2 protein-coding genes are annotated in these 1,556 nt (G+C 38.2%); both read right to left on the bottom strand.

Features of this window, described 5'->3' with window-relative positions:
- A partial coding sequence (locus tag VIO64_RS08625; RefSeq protein ID WP_331917168.1) for a M14 family zinc carboxypeptidase occupies positions 1-933 on the bottom strand: 933 nt, incomplete at its 3' end.
- Between the two features lie 357 nt (positions 934-1,290).
- Positions 1,291-1,556, bottom strand: a 266-nt coding sequence (locus VIO64_RS08630; RefSeq protein WP_331917170.1) for an Ig-like domain-containing protein, incomplete at its 5' end; no start/stop codon positions are given.

The following is a 1,556-nucleotide window of genomic DNA, read 5'->3' on the forward strand; positions in this document are numbered from 1 at the left end:
GGGGAAGTGGGAAAGCATATAATCCCTAATTGCCCGAGTTTCAGGTTCTGAATCCGCTGCAGGACCGCGATAAGTTGCATCACAAGCGTTAGAGCTAGAACCTGCACCACCCCATTGATAGTTAAAGTTGCGGTTCAAATCAGCTCCACGGTTACTACTGGTTACTCCGCAGTAATTCTCATTTGTATTTTTACGCCAGGAGCTGCCGCTTTCGGCTTCTTTACGCCCATCTGGGTTTGCCTGGAACATAATATGAATTTCATGATAGTCCAATATCCAGGTTACATCTGGATCACTGTTGTAATTATTGACCAAAAACTCTGCAAACCGTAAAGCAGTTTCAGCTGGTGTATACTCTCGGGCATGGATAGAGGCAATAATAAACAACCTGGGCTTTTCAATCTGAATTTGGTTATTGGTCAGTTTTAATACCATCATGTCATAACCATCAGGTTGACCCACACTCTTCTCCCATGAATCGCCTACATCAATCCATGTAGCTAAGTTTGGATATGTATTGGCGATTGTCTGGGCTGTTGCGTATGTCTCTTCCACAGTGCGATAGCAACTATACCCTGGGATAGTATTGATGGCTTGAGAACGAAGTAAATCAAGGGCTTTGTAATTCTTTGTCTCAGTTTCATCGATCGAGACGGTAAAGCCTAATTTTTCTATCTCAGGAATTCTGGATTTCGCTATAGCGACTAACACATATTTTTCCGATTGGTTGTTATATTCAAACAAATCAAACGAAGAAAGCAGATCAATTTGTTTGATATTTTTATAATAAACTCTAACAACCACCTCTTCATCTTTTTCACCAACCTGACACACACCTGCGGCTTCTACGGATGCTCGCGGTAAAATCGGTATCAGTTGGAAGAAAAAAGCAAAGAGAACAAGGGCACAAATAACTGGTATTCTTTTTTTCATCTTAATCTCCTTTTAGGGTAATGCAATTTTGTTAATCTCCGACGCGACATGTAATACTACAAATGGACATTTAAGAAGTATTTTTTCATAGGCATCCTCTCTATGATAAATAAATATCATCGTATCACCATGCAAACTTTATGCCATTTTGGACAACCTTCTTTATCGTTTAGATACTAAGAAGAAAAATAAAACAAAGAGGTTAACAGATAATAATATATTTTCATTATTTGATATATACCACAGATTACACTTTTTGTATCGTTTTTGCATCAATTTCATGGATTTAATCCCTCATCCAGCGGTACAAAGACACTTCAGGCTTTCAACCCCAGGGATTTCTGCAAGTTTTAGTTATTATTTATGTAAAATTGGGAGGTAGTTCGTGTATTTTTTATTAATAGTTATCGTGACCGTCGCGATATTACTATAATATTCACCATCATAGACATAAAACGTGAACTGATCAGTGCCTAAGTAAAATGGCTCTGGTATATAAATCAAAAAAGGCTCTGTTCCTTCAAGGCTGCCATGGGTCGGCAATGAATAAAAATAAGTGTATTCACTATCAAGCGAGTTGTTATTAGCGACGGTATTTTGCTCTCTTGCAGCAATGCTAATTC

Source organism: Pseudobacteroides sp. (genome assembly GCF_036567765.1).
Taxonomy (GTDB): domain Bacteria; phylum Bacillota; class Clostridia; order Acetivibrionales; family DSM-2933; genus Pseudobacteroides.